Source organism: Sphingobacterium griseoflavum, assembly GCF_014653155.1.
Lineage (GTDB): Bacteria > Bacteroidota > Bacteroidia > Sphingobacteriales > Sphingobacteriaceae > Sphingobacterium > Sphingobacterium griseoflavum.
Genome location: NZ_BNAF01000011.1, coordinates 120,386 through 146,368, shown reverse-complemented (window position 1 = coordinate 146,368; position 25,983 = coordinate 120,386). Strand labels below are relative to the sequence as shown.

At 45.8% G+C, this 25,983-nt stretch carries 21 protein-coding genes; 10 read left to right on the top strand and 11 right to left on the bottom strand.

The window, feature by feature from the left end:
• Nucleotides 1-24 precede the first annotated feature (24 nt).
• On the bottom strand, nt 25-810 hold the full coding sequence (lolB1, locus tag IE165_RS14810; RefSeq protein WP_189627421.1) for a lipoprotein insertase outer membrane protein LolB1: 786 nt from the start codon (nt 808-810) through the stop codon (nt 25-27).
• Complete coding sequence (locus tag IE165_RS14805; RefSeq protein WP_189627420.1) at nt 800-2,512, bottom strand: tetratricopeptide repeat protein; 1,713 nt, start codon at nt 2,510-2,512, stop codon at nt 800-802. Before IE165_RS14805 ends, lolB1 begins: the two co-directional genes overlap by 11 nt.
• A 263-nt stretch (nt 2,513-2,775) precedes the next feature.
• On the opposite strand from IE165_RS14805, the gene rplM reads away from it, so the two are divergent.
• The 5 genes from rplM (at nt 2,776) to IE165_RS14780 (ending at nt 8,437) form a co-directional block, all read left to right on the top strand.
• Nucleotides 2,776-3,219 carry a 50S ribosomal protein L13 gene (gene rplM, locus IE165_RS14800; RefSeq protein ID WP_189627419.1) on the top strand — a complete coding sequence of 148 codons (444 nt, stop codon included), beginning with the start codon at nt 2,776-2,778 and terminating at the stop codon, nt 3,217-3,219.
• A gap of 11 nt (nt 3,220-3,230) precedes the next feature.
• The gene (gene rpsI / locus IE165_RS14795) at nt 3,231-3,617 is read left to right on the top strand and encodes a 30S ribosomal protein S9 (RefSeq protein ID WP_189627418.1); all 387 of its coding nucleotides are present in this window, start codon (nt 3,231-3,233) and stop codon (nt 3,615-3,617) included.
• Between the two features lie 18 nt (nt 3,618-3,635).
• Entirely contained in the window at nt 3,636-4,454 is an 819-nt protein-coding gene (rpsB, locus tag IE165_RS14790) for a 30S ribosomal protein S2 (RefSeq protein WP_189627417.1), read from the top strand.
• A 171-nt stretch (nt 4,455-4,625) separates the two neighbouring features.
• Nucleotides 4,626-5,462, top strand: coding sequence for a translation elongation factor Ts (tsf, locus tag IE165_RS14785; RefSeq protein WP_189627416.1), 837 nt, complete (start codon nt 4,626-4,628; stop codon nt 5,460-5,462).
• Between the two features lie 230 nt (nt 5,463-5,692).
• Nucleotides 5,693-8,437, top strand: a complete 2,745-nt coding sequence (locus tag IE165_RS14780; RefSeq protein WP_189627415.1) for a hypothetical protein — start codon at nt 5,693-5,695, stop codon at nt 8,435-8,437.
• A 47-nt stretch (nt 8,438-8,484) separates the two neighbouring features.
• Here the strand turns inward: IE165_RS14780 and IE165_RS14775 are convergent, their stop codons facing one another.
• Complete coding sequence (locus IE165_RS14775) at nt 8,485-10,317, bottom strand: vWA domain-containing protein (protein ID WP_189627414.1); 1,833 nt, start codon at nt 10,315-10,317, stop codon at nt 8,485-8,487.
• An 81-nt stretch (nt 10,318-10,398) separates the two neighbouring features.
• Here IE165_RS14775 and IE165_RS14770 point away from each other — a divergent pair, with 81 nt between their 5' ends.
• Both IE165_RS14770 and IE165_RS14765 read left to right on the top strand, forming a co-directional pair.
• Nucleotides 10,399-10,968 carry an RNA polymerase sigma factor gene (locus IE165_RS14770; RefSeq protein ID WP_189627413.1) on the top strand — a complete coding sequence of 190 codons (570 nt, stop codon included), beginning with the start codon at nt 10,399-10,401 and terminating at the stop codon, nt 10,966-10,968.
• Nucleotides 10,958-12,205, top strand: coding sequence for a carboxypeptidase-like regulatory domain-containing protein (locus IE165_RS14765; protein ID WP_189627412.1), 1,248 nt, complete (start codon nt 10,958-10,960; stop codon nt 12,203-12,205). The genes IE165_RS14770 and IE165_RS14765 overlap by 11 nt, the downstream gene beginning before the upstream one ends.
• A 272-nt stretch (nt 12,206-12,477) precedes the next feature.
• Here IE165_RS14765 and IE165_RS14760 read toward each other — a convergent pair whose 3' ends face one another.
• Nucleotides 12,478-13,842, bottom strand: a complete 1,365-nt coding sequence (locus tag IE165_RS14760) for a M60 family metallopeptidase (RefSeq protein ID WP_189627411.1) — start codon at nt 13,840-13,842, stop codon at nt 12,478-12,480.
• A gap of 320 nt (nt 13,843-14,162) precedes the next feature.
• On the opposite strand from IE165_RS14760, the gene IE165_RS14755 reads away from it, so the two are divergent.
• The 3 genes from IE165_RS14755 to IE165_RS14745 all read left to right on the top strand — a co-directional run bounded on the left by IE165_RS14755 (nt 14,163) and on the right by IE165_RS14745 (nt 16,488).
• A complete protein-coding gene (locus IE165_RS14755; RefSeq protein ID WP_189627410.1) occupies nt 14,163-15,023 on the top strand; it encodes a bifunctional transcriptional activator/DNA repair enzyme AdaA in 861 nt (286 codons plus the stop codon).
• Nucleotides 15,007-15,621, top strand: a complete 615-nt coding sequence (locus tag IE165_RS14750) for an alpha-ketoglutarate-dependent dioxygenase AlkB family protein (protein WP_308434304.1) — start codon at nt 15,007-15,009, stop codon at nt 15,619-15,621. Before IE165_RS14755 ends, IE165_RS14750 begins: the two co-directional genes overlap by 17 nt.
• Nucleotides 15,622-15,744: 123 nt before the next feature.
• Nucleotides 15,745-16,488, top strand: coding sequence for an SDR family NAD(P)-dependent oxidoreductase (locus IE165_RS14745; protein WP_189627409.1), 744 nt, complete (start codon nt 15,745-15,747; stop codon nt 16,486-16,488).
• A gap of 40 nt (nt 16,489-16,528) precedes the next feature.
• Here IE165_RS14745 and IE165_RS14740 read toward each other — a convergent pair whose 3' ends face one another.
• From IE165_RS14740 to IE165_RS14710, 7 genes are all read right to left on the bottom strand, one after another.
• On the bottom strand, nt 16,529-17,839 hold the full coding sequence (locus IE165_RS14740; protein WP_189627408.1) for a bifunctional folylpolyglutamate synthase/dihydrofolate synthase: 1,311 nt from the start codon (nt 17,837-17,839) through the stop codon (nt 16,529-16,531).
• Nucleotides 17,840-17,845: 6 nt separating this feature from the next.
• Nucleotides 17,846-18,667: an energy transducer TonB gene (locus IE165_RS14735; protein ID WP_189627407.1), complete on the bottom strand. Its 822-nt coding sequence runs from the start codon at nt 18,665-18,667 to the stop codon at nt 17,846-17,848.
• Nucleotides 18,668-18,777: 110 nt separating this feature from the next.
• Complete coding sequence (locus IE165_RS14730; RefSeq protein ID WP_189627406.1) at nt 18,778-19,185, bottom strand: ExbD/TolR family protein; 408 nt, start codon at nt 19,183-19,185, stop codon at nt 18,778-18,780.
• A gap of 34 nt (nt 19,186-19,219) precedes the next feature.
• Nucleotides 19,220-19,912 (bottom strand): MotA/TolQ/ExbB proton channel family protein, encoded by a 693-nt coding sequence (locus tag IE165_RS14725; protein ID WP_373297924.1) that lies wholly within the window; start codon nt 19,910-19,912, stop codon nt 19,220-19,222.
• A gap of 47 nt (nt 19,913-19,959) precedes the next feature.
• Nucleotides 19,960-21,024 (bottom strand): HU domain-containing protein, encoded by a 1,065-nt coding sequence (locus IE165_RS14720; RefSeq protein ID WP_189627404.1) that lies wholly within the window; start codon nt 21,022-21,024, stop codon nt 19,960-19,962.
• A 40-nt stretch (nt 21,025-21,064) separates the two neighbouring features.
• Nucleotides 21,065-22,798, bottom strand: a complete 1,734-nt coding sequence (locus IE165_RS14715; protein WP_189627403.1) for a TonB-dependent receptor — start codon at nt 22,796-22,798, stop codon at nt 21,065-21,067.
• Nucleotides 22,799-22,813: 15 nt separating this feature from the next.
• On the bottom strand, nt 22,814-25,843 hold the full coding sequence (locus IE165_RS14710) for a tetratricopeptide repeat protein (RefSeq protein WP_189627402.1): 3,030 nt from the start codon (nt 25,841-25,843) through the stop codon (nt 22,814-22,816).
• Between the last annotated feature and the right edge of the window lie 140 nt (nt 25,844-25,983).

Below are 25,983 nucleotides of genomic sequence, written 5' to 3'. Positions count from 1 at the left end.
TTGCGATTTTCTGCTTAGTGGTCACTAATTTATCACTTTGTAGCGTCCGGATACCGAGAAGGGCATCGCTACATCATCATTGAACGTGACGCGATTGTAGGATATGCTCGCTTTCAAGGAAATCTGGTCGCCTAAGATATTCAACGTTGTATTATTCGGAAAATTATACCCACCATACATAGCATAATCGCTATAGAAAGCTTCTAGGTTTTGCGATCCGCCAACTTCCTGCAGCACAAAATTAAAGGGCCGGTTTGCTTTATTAATCCTGTACTGGTAAGACAGTTGTTCTTTTAGTCCTACGACAATAAATTCGTCAGTGGCGCTAGCTACCTGCATACTACTATTGCGCAAGAGGCTAGAGGAAACATTTGCGATCAGCAAATCCTGCAGCGTATGGAAGTTAACCCCCCGATTGGTATAGTGATAAATGTAGCTAAATGGTTTAGCAATGTACTCTCCCGCCAGTTTGTTTAAGATTTGAACGCTATCTGGCGTGATCAAGATCCGAGCCACTTCGATACCCAACGTCGCAGTTACGGACATCCAAATAGCCTTATCCCGCTGTATCCTCACATTCAGCGTGAGGTCATGCACCTGCTTATCTAGTTCAACCTTGGTCTTGGCCCTTCCTGAAAATGTATGGAAATCAAGATTACTCATTTCGAAACTTTTGATGCTGGCTTCGTTAGCTGCTGTCACCGCCGTTGGAGCCCCCTGATCAGGCAATTTTATACGCTGCTTCGTTTTACAGCCTCCTGCCAGCAATCCCAACCCACATAGGAGGATAATTAAACCTCTATTCCACATAGCTCTTTTTCTCTATTTTTAATTTCAACTTATCTGCATCCACGCCGCTCCCATCCATCGACAACGCCTTCTCCCATTGTTTTACCGCTTCTTTCGTATTTCCGTTTTTATACAAAATATCCCCGTAGTGATCGTAAAGCACGGCGGACGGTGCTGAACCACGGATCGCCTTCTCTATCCACTTTAATGATTCCTTATAGTTCTCCTGCTTGAATAAAACCCATGCATACGTATCTTGAAAGGTAGCGGATGTAGGATCCAATTCGTTCGACTGCTTTGACAGCGACGCAGCCAATGCCAACTTTTCGTTTCGCTCTGAAAGGTAGTATGCATAGTTATTCATCGCCGTAGCATTCGTGCTGTCAAGTTTTATGGCTTCTTCATAAGCCACGTCAGACACATCTGGCATCTTGAGTTTATGATATAGGTCGCCCAAACCGGCATAGATCAGGGACTGTAAATAAGAATTTTCCTCACCACTATTGTCAAGCGCAGACTCCATCATTTTGCGTGCATGTTCACTATCGTCCTTCACCATATAGGCTAAACCGGTAAAATACAGAAGCATGGGATTATTAGGATTTGCTTCCAACGCTTCAAATCCATGTGCAATGGCCTGATCGGCCTCATTTAGTGCGAGCTCCACGTTCATTAGCATCCGCCAAGCATCAATATGCCCTTTATTAATCCCGATAGCCGTTAGAAACAAGGAACGCGCTTCCTGTAATTTTCCGCGACGCCACAGAATATCCCCTTTCGCAACATGGCTGTCCGCTACCCGTGGATATTTGATCACCAATATGTTAGCCAGTTCCTGTATTTGATCCAGCTCAAACCCGCTTGTACCGCTTAGCATAGTAAACATCGCTCGATACTTATCTGCATAATCGACATTGCCTGACTCAAAGGCCTTCTTCAACGATTCAAAGGCCATTTTACTTTTTCTATCTGCGCTATAGGCGTCTGCCAAATCAAGGTACAATAGATCGTCTTTTGTATTTTCCACTCCTCTCTTCAACACGTCAAGTGCCTGCTTCGGTTGTTTTTTATCCAAATAAATATATGCCAACGTACTGTACACTTGTCGAATACCTGAGTTGTGCTTGACCCAAGGTAACAGGACGGCTTGGGCCTCATCGGCACGTTTCATATCCACGAGTACTTCGGCTTTGATAACGTCCAAGGTATCAGAGGCACCAAAGCGATCCACAGCATCCGTGTAAACGTCCAAAGATTGTTCCGATTGCTTACTCGCGTGCAGCAGTAGCATTTTCTCCCGGTAAAGCGATGCGTTTGCCGGGTACTGCAGGATAACTTGATCGACTACAGCTATCGCCGAGATCAAATCACCGGCACCTTTATAGAGCTCCACCAAATAATTGGCGAAAAGCAGGTTTCTGGGCTCCAGTGTCAGCGCCTTTTGCGCCAGCGGTATCGCGACTTCCAAATTCCTTGCTTGACCAAAAAGCAGCGCTTTTGCATAATATACCTCTGCGGCATCTGGGTACTTCGCGATAACGGTATCCAATATGGCCACCGCCCCGGCCAGATCGCCATTCCGAAGTTTGCCTTCCACCAACGTCAAATCGTTCTTGTATGGCTTATCGCCCACTGGAACTTGTTGCGCATGGGCATCAACCAGCACGGACAATCCCAAAACAACCGACAGACTTAAACAGACTAACTTCTTACTGATCTTCATTAATTTCCCTTCTTGTTTGATTACACGGTGCACAGCACACCTTTTATAAAGATGACAAAAAAAAGCAAAAGTTTAAGCATCTTATCTTAAAACATGTTAAATATCCAACCCGCAAGTTTGGCGTCGCCATGAGGTGTCCTGCCGGTAAGTTCATAAAAACAAATTTGGCTTTTATATTACAGAATATTTATCGTACCTTTGCAGACCTCATTGTAGGGATTACAAGAGGGACATACATTTTTTAATTAATTAAATAAAAGCAAGTGAATACGTTAAGTTACAAAACTGTCTCTGCCAACAAGAACACCGTTAACAAAGAGTGGATCGTTGTTGACGCTGAAGGAGAGATTTTGGGGCGCTTGGCAAGCGAAATTGCGAAAGTAATTCGCGGAAAGCACAAGCCTACATTCACCCCACACGTAGACTGTGGAGATAACGTGATCGTTATCAACGCAGACAAAGTTAGATTGACAGGAAACAAATTGGGCGACAAAGTATACGTTCGCTACACCGGCTACCCAGGTGGTCAGCGTTTTGTTTCTCCAAAAGAGCTATTGGCAAAACACCCCGAGCGCATTGTTGAGAAAGCGGTTCGCGGTATGCTTCCTAAAAATCGTTTAGGACGTGAGTTATTCAGAAACCTTTTTGTTTATGCGGGATCAGAGCACAAACATGAGGCACAGAACCCAAAACCAGTTAAATTTTAAGGAGAGCAAACATGTCAACAACTAACACTTCAGGAAGAAGAAAAACTGCTGTTGCCCGCATTTACTTGACTGCTGGTAGCGGAAACATTACCGTAAACGGTAAAGATTTTAAAGTATATTTCCCAACATTGCCTTTGCAATATATCGTTACTCAATCTACAGAAGTAGCTGGTGTTGCTGGAAATTTTGATGTAAATGTTAACGTTCAAGGTGGTGGTGTCAAAGGACAAGCTGAAGCCGTTCGCTTAGCGATCGCTAAAGCTTTGGTCGAACTTGACCCAGAAGTAAAACCAGCTTTACGTGCGAAAGGTTTAGTTACGCGTGACGACCGTATGGTTGAGCGTAAGAAACCAGGACGCCGCAAAGCACGTAGAAGATTCCAATTCAGTAAACGTTAATCAAAGGAGGATCAAAAAATGGCAAGAACAACTTATCAAGAATTATTGGATGCAGGTGTGCACTTTGGTCACCTTACACGTAAATGGGATCCGAAAATGGCGAAATACATTTTCATGGAACGTAACGGTATCCACATTATAGACTTGAATAAAACCCTTACGAAATTGGAAGAGGCTGCTTCAGCTATCAAACAGATCGTAAAATCAGGTCGCAAAGTACTATTCGTAGCTACTAAAAAACAAGCAAAAGAAATCATCGCACAACAAGCGAAAGATGTGAACATGCCTTTCGTTACAGAAAGATGGTTAGGTGGTATGCTTACAAACTTCCAAACAGTACGTAAGTCTATCAAAAAGATGTCTAACATCGACAAGATGCAAAAAGATGGCACGTACGATGTATTGTCTAAGAAAGAAAAGTTGATGATTCAACGGGAGCGTATCAAATTAGAGAACCTTTTAGGTGGTATCGCTGATTTGAACCGTTTGCCTGCTGCCCTATTCATCATCGATGTGAAAAAAGAGCACATCGCTGTAGCAGAAGCAATGAAGTTGAGCATTCCTACTTTTGCAATGGTCGACACAAACTCTGATCCTTCGAATATCGATTTCCCGATTCCGGCAAACGATGATGCGACGAAGTCTATTAGCTTAATCGCAGGAATTATTGGAAAAGCGATCCAAGAAGGTTTAGAAGAACGTAAACGCGATAAAGAAGAGGACGCAGAGAAAGAAGCTGCGGCAGCAAAGGCGGCTGTAGATAATGGCGCTACTGCAGAGGCTGATGCCGATGCTAACGCTGGAAAACGCCCTCGTAAAGCGAAAGACGGAGAATAATATCCTATAAAAAGCCGGATAAACATGTGTTAGCCTTTTTGAAGTCAAACTTCAAAGTGTCTACACCGGTTTGTCCGGTTTTGTTATTTAACATAAGTTTAATGCCCAAGTTGCATCATGATGCTATACTTGCAAGGCTTTTAGATTGTAAATTTTTAAAGAAATAAAAATATGTCAGTACAAATTTCTGCATCAGATGTAAACAAATTGCGTCAACAAACTGGCGCTGGTATGATGGATTGTAAAAAAGCACTAGTGGAAGCTAATGGCGATTTCGAAGCAGCAGTTGATTACCTACGCAAAAAGGGTGCTAAAGTTGCTGCTAGTCGTCAAGACCGCGATTCTAACGAAGGTGTGATCATCGCGAAAGCTACAGCAGATGCAAAATCAGGTATTGTAGTGGAAGTAAACTGTGAAACAGACTTCGTGGCCAAAAATGCTGATTTTATCGCTTTCGCAGAAAAAATCGCTGATATTGCATTAGCTAATAAACCTTCTTCTTTGGAGGAGCTCAAAGCTTTGGATATCGATGGCAAGAAAATTGCTGATGCGTTGATCGAACAAACTGGCGTTATCGGTGAGAAAATCGATGTTTCGAAGTACGAAACGATCTCTGGCGATAAAGTGGTTGCTTATATCCATGGTAATTACCGTTTAGGTGTGTTGGTAGGTCTATCTGCTGACGCTGCCGGTGCGGAAGAAGCTGGTAAGGATGTAGCGATGCAAATCGCTGCGATGAATCCCGTAGCGATCGATAAAGATGGTGTAGATTCACACACGATCGAGCGCGAGCTTGAAATTGCTAAAGAGCAAATCCGTGCGGAAGGTAAACCAGAAGAGATGGTTGAAAAAATTGCTGCCGGTAAATTGAACAAATTCTACAAAGAGAACACCTTGTTGAACCAAGAATTTGTAAAAGATTCTTCGAAAAACATTGCGCAATTCCTAGACTCGGTTGCCAAAGGTTTAACCGTTACCGCTTTCAAACGCGTACAGTTAGGTGCATAACTTAAGAGCTTGTAAAACAGATTTCTGACGAAGTCTATTAGCAACCTTACGAAAGCCTGTCCAATCCACGGACAGGCTTTTTTTCGACCCAAAAACAGCCATACTATTCCAAAATTATTTTTTATTTTAGATGTATGTCGTTTCGGTATTTTTCCTCTTGTCTGCTCTGGCTTCAGTTTCGATGTCTGGGCAAAGTATTGTTGGCCGTCGGCTTTTTGAGTTCTATGCACATGCATGCTTACGCGCAAATGCATCCAAGTACCTTCCAGCGGAAAGGCGCCTATGCAGAGAAGATCTACTTGCAATTGGACGCCGATGTATACACGACCGACCAAACCGTTTGGTTCAAGGCTATTGTGCTGGAATCGGCTAGCCACTACCCCTCTCAATTTAGCGGGGTGCTACACGTCGAACTTATCGCGCCAAACGAACAAATCGTGAACAGCAAGCGTATACAGCTGAGCCAAGGGAGTGGGCATGGTGCCTTTACATTACAAAAGACTTATCCAGCAGGGAAATACCTACTGCGCGCATACACAGAATGGAACCATAATTTTGGCAAAGATTTCATTTTCAGCCGATACATCGATCTCTTTCCGGCCGTGGTAGAAACGAAGATGGCGCCCATCATCGATATCAAGATGCTGGAACTTGAGCCCAACAGTTATCGATTGCAAGCAAAATTGTTCCCTCGCTTGATCGACCCCGCGCATCGCAAACACCTGTCGCTACACCTCATTTTGGACGGTAAAAAAGACAGCATGTTGTTAAAAGAAAGCGATCAGGGATATTATCTATTGGATAAGCAATTGCCGCCGCATACCGCTACGGCCATCATCCAAATGCGCACGCATAATGGTATCGGCTATACCAAAAGCTTAGCAACCCCAACAGCCCCCATAGATCTACAGTTTTTCCCTGAAGGCGGTGAATGGCTACAAAACATACCTACAAAACTTGGATTTAAGGCTGTCGACCCTGCCGGAAAGGGAGTCGCAGTATCGGGAACCATATGCAATAATGTCGGCGATACGATCAGCTCCTTTACAAGCAACCATTTAGGTATCGGGGCTGTTTACCTCACAGCGAACGAAGGGCATACCTACCATGCCGTGCTCGATAGTACGACAGACCGCAATCTTGTGCGCGCGCCGCGCTATGCACTGCCCGCGACAAGGAGCGATGGTCAGCGGTTGGCCATATCACGGGACGAACAGCAGATCAGGATAAGCATCCAAAGCACGGAAGCCATTCGGGACAGCTTATTTGTACAGGTCAGTTGTAGAGGAAACCTGTATTATTTCATCAAGACTGGCAGCCAAGGCAAGCAGGTTTCTGCGTCTATACCCGTGCAAAGCCTGCCGGAAGGTATTTTACTCTTTACCCTTTTGGATCGGCACATGCGTCCCATCGCAGCGCGTATCTACTTTCATGAACGACCTGAAAATCGGCTGGCTATACAAGCAGCGACGGCGAGTAAACATCATCAAAAACGTTCAGAAACAGACTTGGCGATTCAAGTATGGGGAAGCGACGGCCTTCCTACGCAAGCAAAGTTATCGGTCATGGCAGTGGCAAGCGACCATATCGGAAAGAAAGCTTCCACACGGCAAAATATCTTAACACATTTCTTGCTGCAATCCGAACTACGTGGTGAAGTCGAAGAACCAAACTACTATTTCCACGGCGATTCTGCAATCCGTGCAGCCGACTTGGATGCCTTGATGCTGACCCAAGGATGGCGCAATTACAAGTATAATGAACCCATGCCAACATCGTTTTCATTTTCACCAGAATTCATGCCGTATATCGCAGGCGAAATAACAGGCGTTTTGTCGAAAAAAAAGCAAGCTGGCGTACAGCTTTCCTTGATCGGTTTTGGTTCCAGCAACATATTCCAGGTGCAAAGTACTGACAGCTTAGGAAGTTTCTTCTTTCAATTGCCCGATCAGTACTGTGATACACTGGACGTCCTGCTCCAAACGGCCAGTAAGGCCGGAAAAAACCGCGATTATACCATTCATTTGGATAAGCGGCATGCGTTGGATATCAACTACGACGCTTTCCAATCGATGGAACGTATCGACAGCACCATCGCCCTATTGGCACGGAAAAGACAGGACCGCAGTAGACAGGAGGCTGCATACCGCACAGCTAACGGCGGCATTCTGCTAGACGAGGTTATTGTAGAAAGGAAACAATTAAGTAAACAGGAACAGAAGGTATTGGACACCTATGGCGAAGCAGACGCTGTGATATCGGGGAAAGATATCCAAGAAAAAGAACAAAAATGGTCCTACGGATTGTACAGTGTCTTATTGTTTAATTTCCCAAATGATATCCGCATCGAACGTACGGAAGACGCCGGAGGGTATTTGGTGGCCAAAGTTCACGGAAGCGAACCGACATTAGTCGTAGTAGACGGTATTCCTGTGCCCGGCCATTCCTACGACATCATACCTAACTTCCCACCCAGCGAAGTAAAAAGTTTTGAAATTATCCGCTTCGCGAAAAACTTCGCCAATTTGTATATGCAAACCTATCCCGAAGCTTCGCCCATGACGATCCCCATGACGGGACATGTTATTGCTATTTACACACATGCTGGCCAAGGGGTGTATAACGTCCGTCGATCGCCAGGCCTTTTACAGATTTCCGTTCCTGTCTACTCGCCTTCGGTAGAGTTTTATGCGCCGCGTTATACATCCTTGTCTGCGGAAGAAGCAGCTAAACCCGACTTTCGAACATTGCTGCATTGGCTTCCCGACATTCTGACGGATGAAAAGGGTACAACTTCCGTTGCGTATTACAATGGCGATAACACGGGCGAAATGACCATCATCATCGAAGCCTTTAATGCGGCAGGCGAGATCGGCTACTGCGAATACCGATATATGGTAGAGGATAAAACCAACGCTTCGCCAACCCGTAGTTTGCCCATCGTACCTGATGACGATGGACAAACTACGGATTAAAAATCCTTCTTGTACAGGATGTGCTCGCTGGGATCCTTTTTGATCCCTTAGTCGACCTCTTGGGCTTTTAGCAACGCTTCGGCATCCTCTGCCAGGCGGACGAACTCCATACGATACCCTTCTGTATCGGTGCCACGTGCCGCGCGGGCGCGAGCTATTAAAGACGGAAAACTGGCTCTCTGCCGATAGTCGGATTGCCGTAACAGCATACCAAATTCGGCGACAGCCGACGCAAATCTAAAGTCTTCGGATACTTCATCTAATGGTATGATCTTATTGCTAACGGTCGCCTGCTTTAATTCTGAGTTATTCGAATTGGGATCTTTATAACGGAACTTCACCGTTGCGACTTCGCTCATAAATCGTCCGCCTTCCGGTGTCTCTTCTTGTTGGTATCTCAACGGATCTATCGTGCCAATAATGGATGATTTCGTACCTGCCGGCACGATCTCATACAGCGCGGTAACAGTATGGCCTACGCCCATGTCTCCACCGATCTTGGTATCGTTATTAAAATCTTGTGCTTCCATTAAACGATTTTCATAACCGACCAAACGGTAGGCCTGCACCTGCGCTGGATTAAATTCAACCTGAATCTTGACATCTTTCGCCACGGTGAACAAGGTGCCACCAAATTCGTTGATAATCGCCTTTCGGGCTTCTGATATATTGTCGATATAAGCGTAGTTGCCCCGCCCTTTGTCTGCTAAGATCTCCATCTTGCTATCTTTATAGTTTCCCATGCCATAACCTAATATCGAGATGTTGATCCCGGTTTCGCGATATTTCTCGATCAGCGCTTCCATATCGTTATCGCTGGATGCTCCGACATTGAAATCGCCATCGGTAGCCATGATAATACGGTTGTTACCATGTTGTATATAGTTGGCTTGAGCTATTTGGTATGCTTTGGCAATGCCAGCGCCGCCAGCAGTGGAGCCTCCAGCCTCTAAGGCTTCGATAGCATCCTTGATCTTCATTTTTTCGCTCCCCGATGTACTTTCCAGCTTCACCCCTGCGGATCCAGCATAGGTCACAATTGCTACCCGATCATTTGTCCGCAATTGATCCACCAGCATCTTCAGCGAAGATTTTACCAACGGCAATTTATTGGCTTCGTACATCGAACCAGATACATCGATCAAGAACACGAAATTGGAAGCGGGCAGCTGTTCTTTAGGCACGTCTTTCGCTTTAAGCGCAATACGCAACAACCGGTTTTCCTTATTCCACGGGGCCACAGTTAACTCGGTCTTTATCAACACCGGATCGCCATTGCTAGGAGCCTCCAAGTCATACTGAAAATAGTTGAGCATTTCTTCTACACGCACTGCATCTTTCGGCGGAACCGTCCCCATCTTCAACATCCGGCGCACATTGCTGTACGAGGCGGCATCCACGTCCGCAGCGAAGGTAGAAAGCGGTTCTTTCCGTGGATTGATAAAGGTATTCTCTTTAATCTGCGCATAGCTCTCCTGCGGTGCCTTTGCTGGAGAAGCTATTGCCATACCTCGTATCATGACCGCATTCGATGATTGTTTAGCACGTCCAACATGGGCTGTTACAACGACTTCTTCCGTGAACATCACTTCAGGTTTCAACATGATCTTGATTCTGTTATTTTCACCAAGCTTGACAATCTTGGTTTCAAATCCGATCATCTTAACTTCCAAACTATCTCCTACCGAAGCTTCGATGCTGAAAGCACCGTGTTTATCCGTCTGCATAGTTACTTGAGTGCGATGGTTCGATACAGAAGCACCAGCAATTGCTTGGCCTGTTCCGGATTCCAGTACCCAACCGCTGACCTCCGCGCCCAGGCAGGTGCCAATCCCCATCAAGATCGCACATAGTGCAGATAAAAATGTTCTATTTTTCATAACCTATCTATTTTTGGGTATGGATGCGGGAAAATCTTAATTTCCATAATCGCGAAAAATAAATTATTTTGCTATCGAAATATGAAGATCCATACCGCGTCAAAACAAGCCCTAACTGACAAAGAATTACTCGACCGCTATACAGCGACGCGCAGTTTGACGGTCTTGGGCGAGCTTTACAGTCGGCATAGCGAGATGGTTTATTATGTTTGCTTGCGCTATTTTAAGGATAGCGAGCGAAGTAAAGATGGTGTTATGCAAATTTTTGAGGATCTTATCCATAAAGTAGACAGACAGCAAATAATAGATTTTCCAAAATGGCTGTACGTCGTCAGCAAAAATCACTGCTTGATGGCTTTACGCAATAATAAACAAGGATTTATTGTGCCGGTAGACGACTTTGTGGAATTTTCGACAAACCTGCATCAAGAGGACAACAGCCTTGAAAAAGAGGAACGGTTATCGCTATTGGAACAGTGTATCGACAAGCTTCCCGCCAAACAAAAGATCGCGGTAGACCTTTTCTTTTTGCAAGAGAAATGTTACAAGGAGGTCGCCGAATTGAGCGGGTATGATTTGAGTGAAGTAAAGAGCTTTATCCAAAATGGGAAAAGAAACTTGAAAATTTGTATGGAGAAAAATGCAGGATAGAAAATTCGATATCGCCTATATCCGACGCTATGTACGGGGAGATCTTTCTCCCAAAGAGATGCATGCGCTGGAACGAGCCGCGGAAGCAGACGAAATGCTGATGGACCTTATTCTAGGCGTTGAGACCGAATATGCGCAACAGCTTCCTGTACCTACCGACAACCTGCAACGGCACATCGATGATCGTATCCGAGCCGGCAAGACAAAAGTGCGACGGCCTTGGATCGCATTAAGCGCCGCTGCTTCACTGTTTGCCGTGATGGGTATCGCGGTCTACCTCTATCTTGGGGCTCCATTCCAACATGCACAGCAAGAAAAGATAGCGACTGAAGAAGTAGATCGGCCAACCGACGGACAGCACGATAGCTTGACGGGCCGCCAAACAAACAGCCCCGCCCCTTCCCTGGCGCAAAACAAACCAACGGGAGCGGCGAAAGCCATAGCTGCTAAGTCCAAGCGGAAAAAGCCACCGTTGGATACGACGGACACAGGGCTATTTGCTGCAAAAGAGCTGCCCGAAGGTATTGGTCTCGACAGCAGTGCGCTTCTCCTTGCACAAACACCCGATAAACAATTAGATGCCATAGATATGATAGGGGCGCAAGCTCACCAACGACGGGTCGCAAATGTCCAGACACGATCGCTACGAATCCGGGGCATGAGCAGCGGTACAAACCACGAAAAAAAAGGAACCGTAGTATTCGGAAAAATATTGGATAGCCAAACAAACAGACCATTACCCCATGTCGTGATCAACGACCAGATATCCCAGAAAACCGTTCATGCGGATAGTCTGGGTCGATTCCTTTTGGTATCGGACTCAGGCCGGGTTAATTTGGCCATGCATCACCTCGGCTACGAACCCAAGCAGCGACTATTAGCGACGACGTCTGAACTGGAAATCCGCCTGCATCCTGAACAAAACAGCTTAGATGAAGTAGTCGTTGCAGGCCGTGGCAAAAAAGTGTCTACGCCAAAAAGTCCCCGCCCAAATGGGGGCTGGGGCTCGTTTGATAACTATATGGCAGCGGCTGCAAAAGAAGCAGGTTTATCCTTTGGAAACGTTGTCCTGCGTTTCGAAGTAGACCCGCAAGGCAATCCTGAAAATATACAGATTAAAAAATCCGTTAGTGCCATGCATGATGCGACGGCCGTAAGGTTTTTAAACGACGGGCCGCGATGGGAACGAGGCAGGCGAAACAAGCCGGTAGAGGTAACCGTCCGTTTTGGACAGTAACGCCTTTTCCGAGCTGATAATTTTCATTGCAGGTCTTTTTTAATTATTGTCAAGCGTACTTTCGTTAAGGTTTTCAGCAAAATAGCCGTCCTCCTAAGAAGACGGCCTATGTAATATCGAATAAATATCGACTTTCGATTGCGCGGCGACATGAAAGGAATGCTCCTTAGCATCCCCCCCACTCTCCCAATCCGAAACGGATTAAAAAGAGATTTAACAAACGCTTGAATAACATGCTATCTCTTGATAAATCCTTCGGCCTACAGTCTTTCTCAATTCGCCCAATTGGGGTCATCGGTTTTTTTAGTCAAATCTTCATTAGGCGCTAGCAGTCCTAACGCCGCTATTTCTAAATACACCGATTCATCGACCTTAAAACCCCACTTTCTGAAGAATGTGGTGAGGTTCTTGCCGGATATGGTACAGGCTTTTAGCATAAAGTAGCGCATTTTTTGTGCATCCGTGGTCAGCGAAACCTGCTGTTCACGCGTTTCCTTATGCAGACGATGATAAAAATTATCACCGAATGCCAACCATAGTTGTTGAAACATAGCCAGTCGGACGAAAACGTTCGTTGTTGATGCATTAAAATCTTTTTCTGTCTCCGGTTTATCCAAATAGGCCATTACTCTAGTCCACACGCCATCACGTGTCAGCCTAGACGGAGATATACCCATTTTTCGCTCGGCTGCAAGGGAATAGATATTGACGGTCACTTCGCCCAACGTGCTCCATCTCCACGCACCCTGTTGGTGCATATGCCCAAGCTCATGCCATGGCCCCCACCCGTTGTTACGGAAGGCATCCACTGTCAGTACGAAATTCATGGTGTTTCTGTGATACCAGGTACGGTAGAAAGTGGCAGCCATGTAAGTGTCCGGCCTATCGGTTTCTGTTAGCAGGATCTTGTGCACATTGGTCGCATGCTGCGGAGATGAGTTGTCAATCCCGCTGATCGCATACTCCGCTCTAGAGACTTCCTCCAACGACTGAAGGAGTTCTTCTTGATTTTCTGTCCGGTATTCCAATGCTTTGCTTCGCGATGCAACGATCATATTGGTGCTGTTCTCCAAAATCACATCCGGCGCTTCCGTCCAGGTATCTAACATCGTCTGCCACTGCGCATTGCTTGTTTTTCCCAATACGTAGTATGGCACGGGCAGATGCCCTTGACGAAACTCGATGCGGATTTTACCTGTAGCCAACGGGCTAGCGTCATTTGCATTGTAGCGTATGAACAGCAATCCGCCGAGGTCATCTCCGGAAATAGTCTGCACACCTGCGGTCAGGTCAACGGAACGTGGATTCCAGCGTGCCAGATAGCGGGAGTAGGATCCAATAAGAAGCCGGGGAACGCCGCTCCCCGGCTCCAACTGTTCAACATACACGGTAAGCTCCGTGTTAGGCGGTACGAATAAGCCTGTAGCCGTAAAATCGGAAGCAGGGTTGTTTTGTCCCAGCCGACGAGCTTCTTTTGGTCCCGATGGCTTTTCCGTAAAAGTTTGAATGGTGTCAAACGCGATTGATGTACTATTATCCGGCTCAACGACGGATTCTGTCAGCACAGTTTGCTCGCACGAAATGAACAACATGGCCAGGGAGGTAGCCACGCAGATAAATGTGTTTCTTGTTCTCATAATTGTAGTGATTTATAGTGTGTTTCTTCTCAATTTTAATTATTTTTTCTTGTATAATAAAAAATAATTAAAAACAATCGATTGCGTAATTTTTATAAAAAAATCATACCTAAGGAAAATATCGTGTTACAAAGGCTTTATTATGATAATGGATAGGAACGGTGATTTGTACAGCCACGAATATGAAAACGTGTCGTAGGTCGACCATCTCTCTCGCTATTTCTGTATGAAGCACTATGGAAAATTATCGGGACAAGGGATAATTCGTATTTTCACAAGAAACAGATTTTTTATGCGTTCGAAAATTTGGACATTTGAATATGGAAAAGCCGCAAGATCACTTAAACTTTGAACGCATCGCCAAGGCTATCGCCTTTCTGCAGCAAAATTTTCGAGCGCAGCCGTCTCTATCGGATATCGCGGGGCACGTGCATGTTAGCCCAGAGCATTTTCAGCGCATCTTTCAGGAATGGGCGGGTATCAGCCCTAAGAAATTTCTTCAATATACGAGCATACAACATGCAAAACGCTTATTGACGGGATCACAAACCAACCTCTTTCACGCTTCTTTGGAAACTGGTCTTTCCAGTACTAGCCGATTGCACGATTTGTTTATCCAAATCGAAGGCATGACGCCTGCGGAATACAAATTGGGGGGCCGATCGTTGACGATCTGTTATGCCATCTACCCCTCACCTTTTGGCAACATGCTGATCGCTTCTACAAGCAAGGGCGTTTGCGAGGTTGCTTTCGAAAATGGAATTGACAACCTACGTGAATCACTTTTCATGAGCTTTCCAAATGCGACTTTTGCCAACGAACATAGGCCGTTGCATGATGCCGTCATCGCCTTTTTCCACCGCGATTGGTCAAACCTACAGGCCTTAAAACTACACCTTCGAGGTACGCCTTTCCAATTGCGCGTGTGGGAGGCTCTTCTAAAAATTCCGATGGGAAAATTAGTCAGCTACCAACAGGTCGCTTCCGAGATAGGCAATGCTGCCGCGTCTCGAGCCGTCGGCACAGCGATTGGTCAAAATCCAATCGCTTACCTCATCCCCTGTCATCGCGTCATACAGACTTCGGGCCTCTTGGGGGGGTATCGTTGGGGGTTGCCTCGCAAAACAGCAATTATCGCTTGGGAAAGCGCAATACAAACTATGCATGATGATACTATTTGAAGCAGATCCGCAACCGGAAAGAAACCTGCTTCCCTACGATGGCAGCGTATATTACTATGGACAAATTTTTCCGCAAACTTTGGCGGATCACTACTACCAGCAGTTGTTAGCACAGCTCGCCTGGGAACATGATCGGGCAGTTATTTATGGAAAAACTATCCACACGAAACGAAAGGTTGCGTGGTATGGGGACCAGCCTTTTCAGTATACCTATTCCGGCGTATTGAAAACAGCGATGCCATGGACTGCCCCGCTGGAATATATTAAGCAAGCCGTGGAAGCTAAAAGCGGTGCAACCTTTAACTCCTGTTTGTGCAACCTCTACCATGATGGATCCGAAGGCATGGCATGGCATAGCGATGCGGAAAAAGATTTAAAGAAACATGGTGTTATTGCTTCCGTCACGTTTGGTGCGCGACGGAAATTTGGCTTCAAACATAAGCTCAATAAACAAACGGTTTACCTCGAACTCGCCCATGGCAGTTTGTTGACTATGCAGGATCAAACGCAGGATTACTGGATGCACCGTTTGCCACCGACGACAAAAATTAAGAGCCCGCGTATCAACCTGACCTTTAGAACGATTGATCGATTTTAATCATCAAACGAGTGTCACATACCGGGGTTTTTGTTAATTTATTTTCATCTTCACGATTTTGGTGATAGGCGACCTGAATTCCCTACGGCCTTTTCCGTAAATTGTCTTCATATCGCAGGATTTATGAAAAAGCTAGAAAATAAAGTCGCTATAGTCACAGGAGGTGTCTCTGGCATTGGTAAAGCAATTGTCGAAGAATTTATCAGGGCCGGGGCTAAAGTCGTCGTGGCCGATTTGAATGAGAAGCTTGGGCACGAATTAGTGAATGCGGACAAAGATGGCAGCATTTTATTTGTTCGGGCCGATTCATCCTCGGCCGAAGACAACAAAAGAATCGTGGACGTAGCCGTTGAGAATTTCGGGGCCTTGCATATCGCCGTCAACAACGCCGGTATCGGTGGGCCCGCTGCATCAGTAGCCGATTATCCGCTAGACGCTTGGGATAATGTCATCAATATCAATCTAAATGGCGTGTTTTATGGTATGCATTACCAACTTCCCGCGATAGAAAAGGTTGGGGGCTCGATTATCAATATGGCTTCGATTTTGGGTGCTGTTGGCTTTGCGCAGTCATCTGCCTACGCGGCCGCCAAGCACGGTGTGGTAGGTTTAACAAAATCTGCTGCTTGGGAATACGGAACACGTGGTGTACGAATCAATGCGGTTGGGCCCGGCTTTATATCGACGCCTTTGATTGATGATCATATTGATCAGGACAGCCAGAAGTACTTGGCTGAACAACATGCGATGCAACGTTTGGGGAAGCCCGAGGAAGTTGCCGCTTTAACCTTATGGTTAGCGTCAGACGAAGCGAGCTTTGTAACGGGCAGCTATTATCCTGTGGATGGAGGCTATCTTGCCAAATAAAGGCATCATTGATCAGCTCGAGATGGCTAATCTCTCCATTTTACGCGAAGCCATTTGCTTGCAGGACTTCAGCGACCACAAAGGTGCTTCCACCAACAAAAATGAGATCTCCTTTTTGAAAGTTTTCTTTAGCTGCCTGCAAAGCATCGACAACGGTAACAAACGCTTCGCCTCGTAGTTTCCAATGTTTTGCCGCGTCACGTAGCTCTTTTGCTGGCAACGCCCGAGGCATGGCCGGGCTACTGAAATAGTATTGCGCCTCGGTTGGTAAAAGGGGCAGCATGTGTTTTAAATCTTTGTCGCGCATGGCGCCAATGACCATGTGTAACCTACCGTAATCTGTTTGCTGCAGATTTCGTACGACTTCTCGGATTCCGTCCTCATTATGTCCCGTATCACAGATGATAAACGGATCGACCGACAAGGTTTGCCAACGCCCCTGCAGACCAGTGTACTCTTGAACATGCGATAGACCTTCGCGTATTTGTGCGTCCTGAATACGCCAGCCTTGCTTTTTAAGCTCGTCAACCGCTGCCAGGACGCCCAATAAGTTTTTTTGTTGATAAAAACCTGTCAACTGCAGATCCCATAACTGTTTCTTCCCGGCCTGCACCTGAAGCACATTGATGTGTAGGCCTGAGGCGTCCCTTGTCACATCCAACGCCTGCATGTCGGCGGTAGCAAATCGTAGTGGCGCCCCGACCAAAGCGGCATGCCTTTCAAAAACAGGGGCCACCTGTTCGTCACGTTCTGCTATGATCACCGGTACGCTGGCCTTCATAATTCCTGCCTTTTCAGCGGCTATTTTTGGCAAGGTATCGCCCAAAAGGTCCATATGATCCATCCCGATATTTGTAATGATGCATAACTCGGGATGGATAATGTTGGTACTATCTAAACGACCACCTAGACCAACTTCGATTATAGCAATATCAACCTGTTGTTTGGCAAAATAGTCGAAAGCCATGGCGACTGTAACTTCAAAAAAAGAGGGCTTAATCTGATCGATCGTCTGCACATAGTCGTTGACAAATGCGATGACTTCAGCCTTTGGAATCATCTCTCCGTTAACGCGTATACGCTCTCGAAAATCAACCAAATGCGGGGAAGTATACAAGCCAGTCTTGTAACCTGCCGACGCAAGTATGGAAGCCAACATATGCGAAGTTGAACCTTTTCCATTGGTTCCCGCAACATGAACAGACTTAAATTTTTGGTGGGGATTATCGAGCGCCGCGCACAAACGAATGATATTGTTTACATCTTTTTTTATGGCGCTAGCGCCATCGCGTGTAAACATGGGTAAGCGAGCATAAAGATACGCGATTACCTCATCATATGTGTTGATCATGTAAGGCTACCTTAACTTGAAATTGAATACGATCACACCCGTCTGGGAGTCGGGCGCATTTGGCAACTGGTTTAACCTAGCACCCATGACCGCACGTTCACATTTCTCCAACAGGCTACGGCTGGAAATCGTTGTGCCACGAACCCCTGCCCGGGCATACGTCACAACACCACTTTTGTTGACCTTAAATTCTACCGCAACACGCCCTGCCTGCTGGCCATCATCTTGGATACGCGGCGGAACTTCGAACCGACGGTTTGCAATAGTCAGCATCATATTACCGTCTCCCGAGCCGCCTTCACCATAGTTGCTGGCCAAAGGGTCTCCCAAATTACTTCCTTGGTTGCCTGCCGTGCTGCCAGTGCCATCGCCCGTACCCGTTGCATTGTTCTTTTTTCCCTTGTAGAGTGCATTGGGATTCACCGCAGGTTTGGCGTCTTTCTTTTCCGTCGTTGCCACATCAGCATTGGCTTTGACAGGTTTTTCGTTTTTTGGCACAGCGGGCGCATCTTCTAGATCTTGCGTAGCCACAATTTTATCAGCCACTTGTTGGGATGGAGTGGGTACCGGCGTAGAAATGGGATCTATTTTATCGGGTTTCACACTGTTGGCATTTTCATCCATCGACGGTTCGTCAACACTCATATAGTCATCGCCCATACCTTCTTCTGCGGTTCCATAGTTCACCACTATCCCTCCCATTCCGTAGCGCGGTACATCACCGCCGAAAACCACGAAAAACGCAATCAGCACCAGTAGCCCCATCACCGCTGTCGACAACCCGAGGGCTTTCGGCAGATTATTTTCCTCTTGCGAATGATAATACATCTTCTTTCAAATTAAAAAGTCAACATCAAAAAGTCAAAAAAGCAATAGCTTATCCTGCTGTGTCATTTTTGCTGAACGAGCATGAGTAAGACGCAGCTTATCCTACTTCTTTAATCTTTCTTTGGCTCTGTTGCCAAAACAAGCTTGACACGATTCCTGTTTGCCACATCCATGACCGAAATAACATGTTGAATAGGCACGGAGCTATCTGCGTAGAGCATAATCGTCAGTTCATCGCCGTTAACGATTTGGCTTTGAATCAAAGGCTCAAGCTGTTCAAGATTCACCGTCTGCTTATCGACATGGTAATTTAGATCCGCTGTGATGGACACGGTCATTGTTTTTTTAGCGACCGACTGCTCACCGGCACTTGACTTTGGCAGCAATAACTTGACCACCTGCGGATTGGCCACCGCAGAGGCCAACAGGAAAAACAACATCAAGAAAAACATGATGTCGTTCAAAGCCGCTGTATGTACTTCTGCCGTAGGCTTATGTCTTCTATTTCTTAAATTCATCTTCCAAATTAAAAAGTAACGAATGCTTTAAAATTTAAGCGCCTGGTTCGTCCAACAAATCTATAAACTCAACGGAATCTGTTTCCATCCTTAAAATAACACGTTCTACCATCATGTTCAGGACATGATAGCCGATATAGGCCAAGATACCCACGGTAAGGCCGCTGGCCGATGCGATCATTTTCACATATAATCCCCCTGATACGGAACCAATGTCGATACCGCCCGCTACTTCCACATCCCGAAAAATCTGGATGACTCCAAAAATAGTTCCTACAAATCCCAGCATCGGTGCAATCCCCGCAACAATACCGAGAATATTGATATTTTTCTCCAACTTCGATACTTCCAACTTACCTGCATTCTCGATTGCTCCTTCAATATCCTTTATGGGGCGTCCGACTCGGGAAAGTCCTTTTTGAAGCATCCGCGCAAGGGCTGAATTACTTGATCGGCACACCGCTATGGCTGCGTCCAAACGGCCTGACATGACATTACCTTTGATCTGAGACATAAGTCCGGAATCCCTTCTTGATGCTTTGCGAATCGTGATATAGCGTTCAAAAAATATGACTAGCGCTAAAAACAGAAGGAAAATAATCGGAACCATAATCCAACCACCCTTCATCAACAGTTGGATAAGATTCAGATTCTCACCCGTTGTTGCCACCTGTACTGCTTGCTGTTGAACCGTGTTCACAGAATCCATCGTTACATTATCTTGCATGAATGACATAGTCTTTTTTGTGTATTTTTGTTATAAGGTTTATTTTATCAATTGATTTTATCGGGCCAAGCATCCTTCTCGATATTCTTGCGAACATATTGCAAGGCAGCTTCCATTTCCTCTTTCGTGACGTAGCTGTCCCAAATGACTTTCTTATTATTCTTCACCATCTTGCTCGGCACCGCACGGACACTAGTGTACCCTTTCTTTCGCATGGCTGCGGCATGCTCATTTGCCTTAGCCATTGTCGGATGAATGCCGATAACAATTTGCCATTGATCAGGCGTAACATCGTTGTTGAGCGGAGCTTCCGTAGCAGCAGACATTTCTGCTTGCGTGCTGTCCATCAACGCAAGTGCCAACGAATCGGGGCGGCTTAGCGTATCAACCGGTAGAGCCGTAGCCGTGGTATCCACCTCATTTTCCGGAGAATCAACCACGACGACCTGTTCTACAACGCTGCTTGACCGCTTATTGAAGTAATATAAAGCGGCGATAGTCGCTAAAGCTAGTAGAGCAATCAAGATATACCATATGGCATTACTTTTAGCCTGCTGATTCCCCAAGTTGCCGTTCTCGAAAAATGGCTCCAAGATTTCCGCTGAAACGGGTTGTTCTGTTGGTACATCTTCCTGTGTTAACGCTGGCTTATCTCCTTCGGAATAGGCCTGACCAGGCGTTTCTGCAGCCGCGACAGTGGGTGGGACCTCAACCGGCGGCGCTATAGCTGCATCAATAGGCTCGTAGTTAAATCCGGAAAGATCTAATGCTTTAAATACGTAGCCCTCACCATAACTTACTAAAAACCCCAAATCATCCAACTTCGCTTGCCCCTCCTCACGAATCTCCCGCAGCAAGGTTTGTACAACATCAGCAACTTGCACTTCAGCCTCGCGCCTATCGATAGCCTGTAGTTGCGCGACATAAGCGATAAAATCCGCCCCCCGCAGGCTCGTCTGGTCAAAATCAATATAGCTGATAGGAGGAAGATAGACCTGTCGCTTTTCGTCATACGTTGCTGGCGTATGGTTCCGCTTGAAGGCACCCAAGCCTTTGATATAAACCTCGGGTTGTCTTTTTAACAGATTATATACGTTTTTTCCTAAATTCATCCTATGTAATGCTTAATTGCAAAGTTATAATCTTCTGCGCTTAAAACGAAAAATTTAAGCCCCCGAGTATGTTAAAACCTAATTTGGGGTAGTACAAGTACGTTTGGTACTCCACATTAAAAAGGTTATTGGCTTTGACGAACAAGCCCAATTGTTTGGTAGCTTTATACTCAGCGCCAGCACTCAGATCAAAAAAAGAAGGCACTTCTCTACGTTCATACGGAACCGAAGGAATCACTGCGCCAGTATCTCCATCGTAGGCATATGCCCTCGCATACGATACGCCATGAAACAAGGCCTCCGCATCAATGTATAATTTCTCGGAGACATTAAACCTAGCATTCGCCGTTAGGCGCATTTTAGGTGTATGCCATACTTCATCTTGCTGAGCAGCGGTGTATTGATCGATATTTAAACGGCCGCCAAGGTTAACCAATTTGGACAAACGCACATTCAGTTCACCCTCCAAGCCCACGTGTCGAACAGCTTTATCTCCGTTACCATCGTACACCAGATCAAACTGAAACGGTGTTTCCATATTGTTCACAAACAAAGGTAGCCCCTCTAGTTGACGGTAGATAGCCTTTACCTTATAGCCAAAGGTAGCGCCAGCATTTCCCTTGATACCGCCAAAGAAATTTAAGCGTTCTACCATATTCTGTATGCCCAGATTAGGCCCAATGAACGGATTCTGCCGTGCGAAATCGCGATAAGAGGCTTTTTTGACACCACCGTTTACCCCACCGAAAATATGGAAGTATTCTGGCGCCAAGGCAAAATCAAGCTCTGCGGAAGGAAATATGTTGAAGCTGCTACTGTCACCAAATTCCGGTACAAAATTAGCACCCAAGGTGATGGCGTAATTATCGCCCTTAAAGCGAATATAGGGATTCAACGTGGCTAACGAGTTGTTCGTTTTTCCGGCCACGCCGCTATTCGGTGTTCCGTCCACATTGTTTACATCGACACTCAAATTCGCACCGATGTTAAATGTGCGCACACGCTTATTGAAATAAGCTGAAACTGCGAACGACGTCTCCTTCGCATCAAAACGGTCGCTAAAAGAATAAGCGTCAAGTTTCGCGGAGTAACTAAATGCATCTTCGTTCTGGGGATCGTAGTTGCTGGTCAGTTCGCCCGTAAAGTAAATATCGTTGAATACCTGCTTCTCGGGTGTCGGATTCAAGGTTGTTACACGGTCGTCGGCCAATGGGATACCGTAAAAATTCGTACCGAAACGATTGTATCCCAACGTGCCGTCTACGGTAAACATTGGCAAAATACGCCGACCAAACACGCCCACCTCCTGCCGTGCGAAACGCTGTCCCTCCAAGCTGCCTTTCTGGCTCAAATGTTTCACAAAACCGCCTACCCGGAGGTCTTCGTATTCATCGTAAGAAAAATAACCCTCACCTAAAATCGTGTTGAAGTTTCCCAGTCCGAATTTCACGTAATTACTGCGCTGGTCCTGCAGTTGGGAAAACGGTGTTTCCTGTACATCAAGTTCCTTCAGGCCCGTATTAATGTCCAACTTCTTATCGGCGATATTACCATAGGAAAGCTTGGGCATGTAGCTGCGCTTATTGGTCATATCGGGGCTACGTCGAATTTTTACTGCGTCAGCAAGAATAGGCCTATAGTCACGTACGACATCAAAAGAATCGATGGTTACCGGTCTTTGCGGATCCGTTTGTGCATATCCCTCGACACTCAAACCAAGCAATAACGCTACAGCTGCGTAATTCTTAAATACTGTTTTATGCAATTTCATCATGCTATCCTATTCTTGTTATTTCAATTTACCTAAACGAGCCTTCGCCTCTTTTAGCACATCATCCTTATCGTTATCGTAATTCTCAATCACACTCTCTAGTGTCGATTTCGCCTGGAATTTGTCGCCTTTGCCCAAATAGGCATCCGCCATCATGATAAATCCTTTGGCTACCCAATAGTCATAGGAAGAAAAGGTGTTGGAGATGTCGAAGGCTGATTCAATGGCCTTATCATATTGTTTTGCTTTCAGCTGCTGTTCACCCACGCGATAGCGTGCTTCGGCTCCGGTTACTGTTTTACTTTTTAACGCTGCTAGATTAAATTCTTTGAGCGCGTCTGCTGCACGATTTGTTTCCGCATAAGCCTTTCCAGCATATAAATGAGCCAAAGCAATATCCTCCTCGGAAGATTTTTCATAGTTCTTGACCAGCTTGGCATAGTTAAGCGTTTCGACATAGTCTCCAATATGGAAAAAGCTCATCAACAGGTTATTGATCGCGAAGCCGTAATTCGACTTGTATTCCGACGTAAGTTCCAATTTCCGCAATACCTGAACAGCCTCATTATAAGCTTTATTGCGTAGGTGCAATTTTGCTACGCTTACCAGCGTCTGCTCCGTGTAGGCGCTGGTCCAATCGTTCATGATGATATTAAAATCGTGTATAGCCTCTTTGTCCTTCTGCAATTGGGCATAGCTTTCCCCACGAATAAATCGCGCATGCTTCTCTTGTATGGGTTTCGGAAATTTATCAAAATACGCATTGATTGCCTCCACAGCACCTTGGTAGTTTCCGCGGTCAAAAAGGGTTTTGGCAACGCTAAACGTGTGTGCGTCCTGCTGGGCGGTGCTCAAATCACCGATATTGGTACTTGTTGCGTAGCGGATATAGCCCGTTGCGTCGCCCTTGTCCAAATAGATATTTTCGATGGATAGCAATGCTTGCTTCGCCTCATCAGTCGTAGCATATTGATCGACGACACGTTGGAAGGTGGCCAACGCTGCGTCGTTGTCCTCTTTATTGTATTGCACTAAACCAATCGTGACCAGCGCACGTGGGACGTAGCTGCTTCGCGGGTACTCCTGAACCATAGCCTGCAGCCCGGAGATCGCGGTATTGTAATCCCCCATTAAGAAGTAGGTATACGGCACCTCGAAGGCCACGTCATCCGCATAGTTGGATTTTGGAAACTGCTTGACAACCGAGTTGAGTGTGGCGATTTTACCATTATTATCGCCTTGCAAGCCCTGGATGATACCCCGTTGGAACAATGCATAATCCTGACTTGGCGCTTTTGAATTGATCAATCGGTTATAATATTCCAGTGCGCGGCCATAGTTTTTCATGCCAAAATAAGAATCTGCTAAGCGTGCGACCGCATCGTTGCGGGTGTTGATTTCAATCCCGTCTTTTCCTCCAGTAGCCAAAAACCGCTCAAAGTAATTGGCAGCAGTGTTGTACCGATCATTCCGGAAAGCCGCATAGGCCAGTGCATAGTTGGCATAACTGTAGACATCGGTTTTTCGGGCTGCCGGCAGCTGTAAAAATTTATTGAAATTGGCTACCGCTTCACCATATTTACGCACCTCATACATCGCTTCTGCTTTCCAATATGTCGAGAGCGCATAGATTTCCTCATCGTAGCGGTTAGCTTCCGAACGCATGAACATGGAAATCGCATTTTCAAAAGCGCGTTCGTTGTAAAACTCTAGACCACGGTAATAGGTTACTTTTTGGTAGGCCGCGTTGGCCTCCCGTCCGCGCTTGCTGATTCCTTCCAATATATCAACCGCTGCACGATAGTTTTTGGTACTTAACAGCACTTCAGCCAATAATGTTTTTGCTTCCTCTAGACGTGCGGATCGCGGGTAGGTCTCTAAATATTCCTGTGTTGCTTCCAGCGCTACCTGATGGAACTCCAGCTCGTAAGACAGCTTCGCATAATTGAACAACCCCTCTTCTTTCAGCTGCGCATCGAAATCGAGCTTAGATGCCCTAAAGAAAGCATTACGGGCACTCTGCTTGTTTCCGGTCTTCAAAAAGGCATCGCCCAGCGTGATCATCGCACTTTGGTAGTAGGCATCAGGCTCCGTCAATTTTTCCAGCTCTTTGATGGCTTTTTCGTAGTCGCCCAATTTATACGCAATATAGCCGATCTGGTAGCTATCTTGGTTGTTTTGTGTTCTACCTTGATCCTGCGCCTGGAATTTATCGTAATAGCTTTTGGATTTTTGGAGGTCACCTTTAATAAAATAGGTAGCTGCCACAATCCGGAAGATCTCGGTTTCGTGTTCTTGCTTGGTACGTTCCAGGATGGGCAACGCGTAGGCTAAAACCTCGTCATAGCGTTTATCCAAAAAGTAAAGCGCCGTAATATAATAAGGATAACTATTTTCGTATGTTTTTGAACCATCTAAACGTTCAAACTCATTGAGCGCGGTTTTATATTCTGCATTTAAATAGGAAAGATAAGCGTAATAATAGATCGAGGCCTCCTGATATTGTCCGCGCTCATCCTTAAGCTTCTCGAAAAGTGGCTTAGCCGCCGCGTAGTCATCCGTCATAAACTGAGCATAAGCTAACTTGAAACGGTATTCGGTGTTCTCTGTTCCCGCTAAGTTCTTGCTATCGATTTTCTGAAACCACTCGATGGCTTTCACATAATCCTTCTTCGCATAATACGACTTGCCGATCTGGAAATATGCCGCTTTGGAATTGGCACTTGCTGGATAATCCTTAATGTATTTCAAAAAGCGAGATTCGGCATCCGAATCGCCCAACTCCAATGCACAAATAGCCTGGTAAAACCGCACATTTTCCTTGATCAAGGTAAGTTCTTCCGTTTCATCCAATTGAAGCGTAGACTTCGTGCGAATATCTTCCACTCGATCAAACTGTTTAGCGGCCGAGCTATACTTCCCTCGTTCAAACAACTCCATTCCAGACTTGTACGCATTGTTAATCTGTTGCCAAGCTGTTTGCTGTCCAAACGAAACCGAGCTCATTAAACTCAATGCTATACCTACACCATAAATTTTCTTATTCATACTGATGAATTATTCAACTACTAAATCTGCGCATTAATCAAAGGAAACCTACCCACAAAGGCACAAACCTTCAGGATACTAAATTATAACTAAAGTTCCACGTATTCCTCAAAAGTTCTTAACATCTGTTGGTAACTGCC

What these genes read in the sequence shown, in the direction of transcription:
- lolB1 (WP_189627421.1), bottom strand. Translation starts at nt 810, where the DNA reads ATGTGGAATAGAGGTTTAATTATCCTCCTATGTGGGTTGGGATTGCTG.
- IE165_RS14805 (WP_189627420.1), bottom strand. Translation starts at nt 2,512, where the DNA reads ATGAAGATCAGTAAGAAGTTAGTCTGTTTAAGTCTGTCGGTTGTTTTG.
- rpsI (WP_189627418.1), top strand. Translation starts at nt 3,231, where the DNA reads ATGTCAACAACTAACACTTCAGGAAGAAGAAAAACTGCTGTTGCCCGC.
- rpsB (WP_189627417.1), top strand. Translation starts at nt 3,636, where the DNA reads ATGGCAAGAACAACTTATCAAGAATTATTGGATGCAGGTGTGCACTTT.
- tsf (WP_189627416.1), top strand. Translation starts at nt 4,626, where the DNA reads ATGTCAGTACAAATTTCTGCATCAGATGTAAACAAATTGCGTCAACAA.
- IE165_RS14780 (WP_189627415.1), top strand. Translation starts at nt 5,693, where the DNA reads ATGCATGCTTACGCGCAAATGCATCCAAGTACCTTCCAGCGGAAAGGC.
- IE165_RS14775 (WP_189627414.1), bottom strand. Translation starts at nt 10,317, where the DNA reads ATGAAAAATAGAACATTTTTATCTGCACTATGTGCGATCTTGATGGGG.
- IE165_RS14770 (WP_189627413.1), top strand. Translation starts at nt 10,399, where the DNA reads ATGAAGATCCATACCGCGTCAAAACAAGCCCTAACTGACAAAGAATTA.
- IE165_RS14765 (WP_189627412.1), top strand. Translation starts at nt 10,958, where the DNA reads ATGCAGGATAGAAAATTCGATATCGCCTATATCCGACGCTATGTACGG.
- IE165_RS14760 (WP_189627411.1), bottom strand. Translation starts at nt 13,842, where the DNA reads ATGAGAACAAGAAACACATTTATCTGCGTGGCTACCTCCCTGGCCATG.
- IE165_RS14755 (WP_189627410.1), top strand. Translation starts at nt 14,163, where the DNA reads ATGGAAAAGCCGCAAGATCACTTAAACTTTGAACGCATCGCCAAGGCT.
- IE165_RS14750 (WP_308434304.1), top strand. Translation starts at nt 15,007, where the DNA reads ATGATGATACTATTTGAAGCAGATCCGCAACCGGAAAGAAACCTGCTT.
- IE165_RS14745 (WP_189627409.1), top strand. Translation starts at nt 15,745, where the DNA reads ATGAAAAAGCTAGAAAATAAAGTCGCTATAGTCACAGGAGGTGTCTCT.
- IE165_RS14740 (WP_189627408.1), bottom strand. Translation starts at nt 17,839, where the DNA reads ATGATCAACACATATGATGAGGTAATCGCGTATCTTTATGCTCGCTTA.
- IE165_RS14735 (WP_189627407.1), bottom strand. Translation starts at nt 18,667, where the DNA reads ATGTATTATCATTCGCAAGAGGAAAATAATCTGCCGAAAGCCCTCGGG.
- IE165_RS14730 (WP_189627406.1), bottom strand. Translation starts at nt 19,185, where the DNA reads ATGAATTTAAGAAATAGAAGACATAAGCCTACGGCAGAAGTACATACA.
- IE165_RS14725 (WP_373297924.1), bottom strand. Translation starts at nt 19,912, where the DNA reads ATGCAAGATAATGTAACGATGGATTCTGTGAACACGGTTCAACAGCAA.
- IE165_RS14720 (WP_189627404.1), bottom strand. Translation starts at nt 21,024, where the DNA reads ATGAATTTAGGAAAAAACGTATATAATCTGTTAAAAAGACAACCCGAG.
- IE165_RS14715 (WP_189627403.1), bottom strand. Translation starts at nt 22,798, where the DNA reads ATGATGAAATTGCATAAAACAGTATTTAAGAATTACGCAGCTGTAGCG.
- IE165_RS14710 (WP_189627402.1), bottom strand. Translation starts at nt 25,843, where the DNA reads ATGAATAAGAAAATTTATGGTGTAGGTATAGCATTGAGTTTAATGAGC.